The sequence below is a fragment of the Bradyrhizobium sp. Leo170 genome, from assembly GCF_004296405.1.
Classification (GTDB): domain Bacteria; phylum Pseudomonadota; class Alphaproteobacteria; order Rhizobiales; family Xanthobacteraceae; genus Bradyrhizobium.
Window position 1 is genome coordinate 20,553 of record NZ_PSRR01000089.1, and the last position, 6,777, is coordinate 27,329.

At 62.1% G+C, this 6,777-nt stretch carries 6 protein-coding genes and 1 pseudogene; 4 read left to right on the plus strand and 3 right to left on the minus strand.

The annotated features are described in order from the left end of the window. Positions 1 to 35: 35 nt before the first annotated feature. Positions 36 to 2,048, plus strand: coding sequence for a sacsin N-terminal ATP-binding-like domain-containing protein (locus CWO89_RS17250; protein WP_130579967.1), 2,013 nt, complete (start codon positions 36 to 38; stop codon positions 2,046 to 2,048). Positions 2,049 to 2,266: 218 nt separating this feature from the next. Here the strand turns inward: CWO89_RS17250 and CWO89_RS47910 are convergent. From CWO89_RS47910 to CWO89_RS45915, 3 genes and pseudogenes are all read right to left on the minus strand, one after another. Then, a pseudogene (locus CWO89_RS47910) lies at positions 2,267 to 2,485 on the minus strand (transcriptional regulator domain-containing protein); the annotation flags it as partial. 101 nt (positions 2,486 to 2,586) lie between these two features. Next, positions 2,587 to 2,910: a DUF736 domain-containing protein gene (locus tag CWO89_RS17255; RefSeq protein ID WP_028168174.1), complete on the minus strand. Its 324-nt coding sequence runs from the start codon at positions 2,908 to 2,910 to the stop codon at positions 2,587 to 2,589. A 749-nt stretch (positions 2,911 to 3,659) separates the two neighbouring features. Further along, positions 3,660 to 3,902 (minus strand): hypothetical protein, encoded by a 243-nt coding sequence (locus CWO89_RS45915; protein ID WP_165421205.1) that lies wholly within the window; start codon positions 3,900 to 3,902, stop codon positions 3,660 to 3,662. 257 nt (positions 3,903 to 4,159) lie between these two features. Here CWO89_RS45915 and CWO89_RS17265 point away from each other — a divergent pair, with 257 nt between their 5' ends. From CWO89_RS17265 to CWO89_RS17275, 3 genes are all read left to right on the plus strand, one after another. Next, positions 4,160 to 4,981, plus strand: coding sequence for an AraC family transcriptional regulator (locus CWO89_RS17265; RefSeq protein ID WP_130230479.1), 822 nt, complete (start codon positions 4,160 to 4,162; stop codon positions 4,979 to 4,981). Between the two features lie 287 nt (positions 4,982 to 5,268). Beyond that, the gene (locus tag CWO89_RS17270) at positions 5,269 to 5,961 is read left to right on the plus strand and encodes an O-methyltransferase (RefSeq protein WP_130230477.1); all 693 of its coding nucleotides are present in this window, start codon (positions 5,269 to 5,271) and stop codon (positions 5,959 to 5,961) included. Positions 5,962 to 6,092: 131 nt separating this feature from the next. Further along, on the plus strand, positions 6,093 to 6,761 hold the full coding sequence (locus tag CWO89_RS17275) for a siderophore-interacting protein (protein ID WP_245476346.1): 669 nt from the start codon (positions 6,093 to 6,095) through the stop codon (positions 6,759 to 6,761). Positions 6,762 to 6,777: the final 16 nt, after the last annotated feature.

The following is a 6,777-nucleotide window of genomic DNA, read 5'->3' on the forward strand; positions in this document are numbered from 1 at the left end:
GTGGCGTGGGGACGGCAGGAAAAAAGGGGGAGCCGGTGGATGAAATACCCGACGATGGGCTGGATCTCGTCGCCCAGTTTCAAGAGACGCTCACCGAGAAGGTCTATGAAGGCATCGCCCTTCGCATCCGCACCAAGGTTCTTGGGGCTCGCAGCGACCCGGATACCTCGTCCCGGCGGTGGCCGTTCGAGCTAATCCAGAACGCCCATGACGCCGGGACGCGCGTAGGACGGGAAGGTATCAGCCTAACTTTCGAATATGCGGATGGCGTACTCCGCTTCTGGCACGACGCGGCGCCCTTCACGATGGACGAGTTTGCCTCTCTTCTTACGGGTGGATCGAGCAAGGACTTTATGTCCACCGAAACGACCGGTCGATTTGGAACCGGGTTTCTCGTCACGCACGTGCTCTCCGCGCAAGTGCAAGTATCAGGCATTCTCGAAGTGAACGGCAGCTATCGCGGCTTCGAAGTCGAGTTGGACAGGCCAAACGATGAAGAGCGGCTCCTCCAGAACGTCCAAGACTCGCTCAATTCATTGAGACATACCCATCTTGTCGAGAGCTTGGAAGACGAACCGACAGCTTCCTTTGAATATATTGTGGACGACGAGAAGATCGCACTCGCGGGCCTCGAAGCATTAGAAGAAGCCTTGCCGTATCTGTTTGCAACCTGCCGGCGTATCGGTGAGATCATCATTCGACGCGACGAACACGAGACTGTTTGGAAGCTCACGTCCGCAACCAAGCCAAGCAGGTTCTTGAACAAGCCAACCGAATATCGGGTCTCACGAGAAGAGAACGACGGAAGCATGAGCGAATGGCGTGTCGTTCGCGCAAGGTCCGAGGTTTCATCTGAGAACGCGGTCGTCGTTGCTCTCGCTAAGGAGAGCGATGCCTGGGCGCTTCGAAAGCCGGGCAGCCTGCCGAGCATTTTTCGTCAACTCCCGCTCCTTGGCGGTCCGTCGCTTCCCGGATGGGTGGTGTTTGACGGTCAGTTTGACGTAGAACAAGAGCGACGCACAATCTACGTGACCGGTGAACAAGAGAAGCCCCTTCGCGATGCGTTCGCTGCACTTCCGCGTATGATGACGCTGGCGAACTCTGAAGACTGGATTGATGGATATCGAATTGCGCAACTCGCCCTACCCCCGGATATTACCGGTGAAACAAACATAAAGGTGTGGACCGACGTTCTGTCGACCACTGCGCAGAACCTGTCGACACTGCCCCTCATCCCCACCGCGCGAGGAGGCAAAGTCCCCTGCGCCGCCGACACGGACGACGATAGATGCGCGGACTTCATTCGCCGTCCTGAGGCCGGCCCGACGTATGACGAGCTTTGGGATCTGGCGGCGAGCTCTACCGAAACAGACCCACCCGAGCGGGCCGTGTCCGAGGGGTGGTCCGAAGTCGTCGAAGGTTGGGAAGAGCTTGGCATCGAAGTTTCTTGGGTCGATCTCAAGGTGATCGGCGAGCGCGCCGTCAAAGGCATCGACAACGTGTCCGATCTACTAGTCGATGATGATCCGTTCGAATGGCTGTCCCACTACTACGAGGCCGTCGGCAAGACGTGGGTGGCGAGCGGTATCACCAAGAATCACTTCGACCACCTCGTACCTGATCAGCACGGTCAGCTGCGTGATGCCGACGATCTCAAGATCGATGGCGGTGTTGCCGAGCGCACCAAGGAACTCGCGGCCGATGTCGGTATCGATATTAGGGCAGAGCTGCTCGACAACACCTTAGTTGAGAGACTGACCGAGCAAGATTTCACCGCCGGCCTCTCCGCTGTGCAGGAAGCGACAGACGGTGAACTGACAGAAGAAGATGCTCTTGGCAGCCTCCTGCATCACGTTGCGGCGTCACTTCCCGACGAGCAAAAGGTTCCCGCCTGCCTTGGAACCGTTCTCACGTCAGCTTCAGTGAAGCGCTGCAATCGCTTCAAGAGCTCGGTCTGCGCCGCAAGGTCAGCAAGGTCGTGCAGTTCGAAGACCGGCGCAAAGGAGGCGGTCAGGACGGAGAGGCCGTGGATTTCGACGGCGACATAGGCACCGTTTCCCTTGATCAGCACGAGTGGAATGCCGTCCACGTTAATGACGGCCCTGCGTTCAACCTTGAAGCCGGCCAGTGAGAACCGGGCGGCGTCTGCATCTGACCTCGGCTTCCGTGCATCGAGGCGGACGATCCGTTTCAGCGCATGGGCGTGCCAGAACACCGGCACCTTGGGTGCATCCAGCCCCGGGTCGGCAAAGGCGGAGAGACCCCATTTTTCGGCGCGGGGAAAGCGTCGCGGTAGCCGCAAGACCTGCGTGCCGTCCTTCAAGGTAATGCAGGGCAGATGTCGCGGAACGGCGCTGCGCCATTCGCCGATGTAGTCGGGATTGCGGCGCAAGAACTCCCAGGCCCAGTCGCTGGCGTCGAAGCCTGTCGCGTCAAGAGACGCGGCGCGGGCGCCTTGGCGCGCTTGATTGCTGGCGTCGTTCAGAACCGCCCCCGGGACGCTGACGTCTTCTCGAGCCGATCGTTTCGATCAAATGGGGCGAGAGGACGGCCCCCGCGAGCAGTTGTCGCGGGGGCCGTTTGGCGTCAGTCCGCCGGGTTCCAGATCAGGGCGAACACGCTGTCGTCATCCTGGCCGGCGGCGCGGCCGAGATTGGCGTAGAGCTTGCGCGGACCGAACTCGGGCGCGGCGAGCGACAGGCTCACATAGTCCCTGCCGCTGTTCTCGCCCCGGCGGATCCAGCCCGCGCCGATCTCGACGCCCTGGGTCACGACGCGGAAGTCGGGATGGGTATCGGCGGTCTTGTCCCGGTTCGGGATGATGTCGATGTCGGCGCGGATGGAGACGGTCCGGAGCTGGCCCTTGTAGCTGCCGTTGTCGTTCTTGGTGACGTATCCGATGGCGGTCATGGTCTTGTCCTCATCTGTTGTTCGCGAGGAGCCGATCCCCTCGCGATGGCGAGACCGTGATGGCGGGCGCAACGCCTTCGAACCCGCATCCACGCGGGGCAGAGCGAATGCGGAGCACCCGAGCCGGCAGCTTTTTTGAGAGCGAAGCGGCCGCGAGGAGCCGGAACTGTTCCGGCGGGGAAAAAGCCGACGGCGAGGGTTTTGAAGAGGCGGGGCGCTTGCCATAGGTCTGTTTGCCACGCGCAGGGAGATCGGACCCGCAGTCAACGGATAAGGACAAGGCCCTGCCCGATCGGGCCGTCGCAGCGCGACATGCGGCGAGCAAGACCAGCACAGGACCGTTTCCATCCGCGCCGACATCGACCTCATCCCGAACCGGACGACAGCGAAAAGCCCTTCCGGTTTTGCGGAGAAGGCTGCGTGACGTCAGCGCAAGGCCTGTTCGCAGCCGTGAGAACGGCGGCAGGGACAATGTGAGCCTGTCGCCCAAAGCGCCCGTGTCGGCCTCCGCACGCGCCCTGCCGATTTCGTGGGGCGCTGCATCGGGTGACGACAATGTTTCGTCCTGATCTAAAATCCCGCGGACTGACGCCATCACCGCGGTGACGACTGCTTGGCGGGGCCATTCTGTCGCCCTGACGCATGATCTTTTCATGCGGGACGACTCCACGCCATTCACGCGGCGCGATGAGGGCCTCCCGATATCAAGCCGGCAAATTCGATGCTATGCTTTCTTCATGCAGGCCGATTCACGGGGCCCGCGCCTTGATGATTTTCTTTGAACGATTGATGGAAGGCCCCATGGCCAAGAAAGCGAAAAAGGCGAAGAAGACCACCGCGAAAAAAGCCAAGAAGAAAAAGAAGTAGTTCGTTCGCCGACGGGCCCGACGGCCTGTTCGCGCTACGCGTCGGCGTCCGGTGGAATCCGCTGTGACCACCATCTTGATCGCCTGGTCAAACGGGTCGCGCCGACGGCGGGGACCGACCGACATTCAATATTTGCCGTGAATGTGTCGGCGGTGGAGAGCCGCCGGCTAGACATGATCCGATGAGATGGAATCGGACCATGATCTCATCTCTCTGTTTAAGCATGATCTTCCCACGCAAACGCTTTGCGTTTCTCGCAGGGAAAACCGGTTTCCACTTTTCCGGATCATGCTCCAAAGCGAGCCTCCCCTGTTGATAGTCGCAATCGCGGACTGATATTGTCTGATCTGGTCAGTCGCATTCGGATCGATCTTCAACTGCCATGCCGTTCTATCGTCCCGAGGCAAACGATCTCGGCTCCGCCGATGCCGCCGGTTTCTCTCCCGAGGAGGTGCCACGCGCCGTCGTCGCCGTCGGCGTCGACATGGTCACCAAGGGCATGGAGATGGCCATTCACGCGCATCGGAAGGCCCAGCTTGTCCTGACCTTGCGGGGCGTCGTCAGGTGCGAAGCCGACCAAAGCGTCTGGATCGTGCCGCCGCGCTGTGCGGTATGGATTCCCGGCAATCTTCCCCACAGCGTGACCCTCGCCGGAAATGTCGAGGTATATCTTCTGTTCGTCGAACCGGATGCGGCCTCGCCGCTGCCCAGGCAATGCTGCACGCTGTCGATCTCGCCATTGCTGGAGCGTTTGCTGATGCACGTCACCGAGATGCCGGTCCTGTACGATGTCGACGGCGCCGACGGCCGGATCGCCACGGTGCTGCTCGACCAACTGTCTGTAGCGCCCGTCGAGAAGCTGAACTTCCCGATGCCGGTCGACGCCAAGCTGCGCAAGATCGCCGCCGCGATGATGGCCGATCCCTCCGACCGCGCAACGTTAGACGAGTGGGGCCGGCGCATGGCCGTTGCCCCGCGGACCCTGACCCGCGCCCTGAAACGCGAGACCGGCATGAGCTTCGGCCGCTGGCGCCAGCAGCTCCATATCCTCATTGCCCTGCAGCGTTTAGACCAAGGGGCGTCGGTCCAGACCGTGGCGCTCGATCTCGGCTATGAGGGCGCGAGCGCCTTCGTCACCATGTTCCGCAAGGCCCTGGGCAAGCCGCCCGCCCGATATCTGTCGGAACGCCGCATCGCCGCGTGATCTCCGTCGTATCGCGCGAAGCCCCACGCGCGCACTGACCGGAAATCGCAATATATTGTCCCGTTTGCGGAATGCGGTCAGGCGGGCGATCTCCTATCCTGCCTCTGAGCACTGACACCCCTGGCGCGCCGGGGGGCGCATTCTAGAGCATGATCCGGAAACGTGGAAACCGGTTGTCCCTCGCGACCAAAGCAAGGCGTTTGCGTGGGAAGATCGTGTGCAAAACAAAGAGATGAGATCGTGATCGGATTCCATCCAATCGGATCATGACCGAAGGAGCCCGATACATGGATTCACTCAGCAGCGGCCCGGTCGCGGAGGTTCTTAAACGCCTGCATGGGGAAGCGGAAGCGGCCGATGCACCGTTGATGCAAACCTACGCGAGCGAGATGACCAATGCCGAGCAGGTGATCAGCCAGGTCATCGAGGCTGAGACCAAGGATCTGGCGGGACTGTATCACGGTTTCGCCGGCAATTTCCTCAGCGTCTCCCCGGAATTCGGGCGGTTTCTCTACATGTGCGCCCGCAGCTGCAAGGCTAGGCGCATTGTCGAGTTCGGCTCGTCGATGGGGGTTTCCGCCATCTACATGGCGGCAGCGCTGCGCGACATGGGCGGCGGCCGTCTGATCGGGACCGATCTCGAACCCAGCAAGGCGGAGCGCGCGTGGGCGAACCTCGCTGCCGCCGGGCTGGACGACCTGGTCGAGTTTCGGGTCGGCGATGCGCGCGAAACCCTCAAGCCCGGCGTCGGCGGCGACATCGACATGGTGATGCTCGACGGCGCCTTCATCCTCTATCTTCCCATTCTCAAGCTGCTGGAGCCGCATCTGAAGCCCGGCGCGATCATCATCGGCGAGAACGCGTTCTCGGAAGCCTCAGGCTATATCGACTACGTGCGCGATCCGCAGAACGGTTATCTCTCGCTGCCGCTGCCTGTCGATCCCGGGCGCGGCAATGAATTCACGGTGAAGACGAAGTGATCCGCTCGGGGCTGCGACCTCGACATGTCGGTGAATGGAGCGAATTTTTGATGCAACCCGTTCGCAGGCAAATTTCTACGCCGCCGCTCGCGCCCCCGGGCCGACTCCCGCGGACGCTGCTGCGATGGCTGATGCGTCCTGCGCGCGTTGCCGCAGTCGAGACGCTCTCGCCGCAGTTTCGGCTGGCCGAGCTGGAAGGCGAAGCGCTCAGGAACGTCGCCTGGACGGCTGGCCAAAAGGTCCAGGTGGCGATCGGCTCGGGCCTCAGCGCGCGGACCTACACACCGATGTCGTGGGACGCCGGCAACGGCAGGATACGCATGCTCACCTTCGCGCATGGCGACGGTCCCGGCAGCCGATGGGCAAGGGACTTGAGCGCAGGCGACACCTGCCAGTTCTTCGGTCCGCGCCGCTCGCTCGATCTATCGGGCCTTGAATCGCCGGTGGTCCTGTTCGGCGATGAAACCTCGTTCGGCCTGGCGGCGGCGCTCCGCGAGTGCCCGCAGGCCGCCGGTGCAATCCATGTGCTCGAGGTCTCGGACGTCGCGGAGTCGCGGCCGGTGCTGGAGGCGATCGGCCTCGGCCAAGCGACGTTGATCGAGCGCCTCGCCGACGACGCCCATCTCGCAGCGGCGGAAGCCGAGATGTTGCGCCTTGCCGCACACGGCGCGCATTTCGTTCTTACCGGCAAGGCATCGTCGATCCAGCGCGTAAGCCGGGCCCTGAAAGCAGCCGGCCTCGCATCATCGCGGGTGAAGACCAAGGCCTATTGGGCGCAGGGCAAGACCGGGTTGGACTAGGGTCTGTTGGGATTCA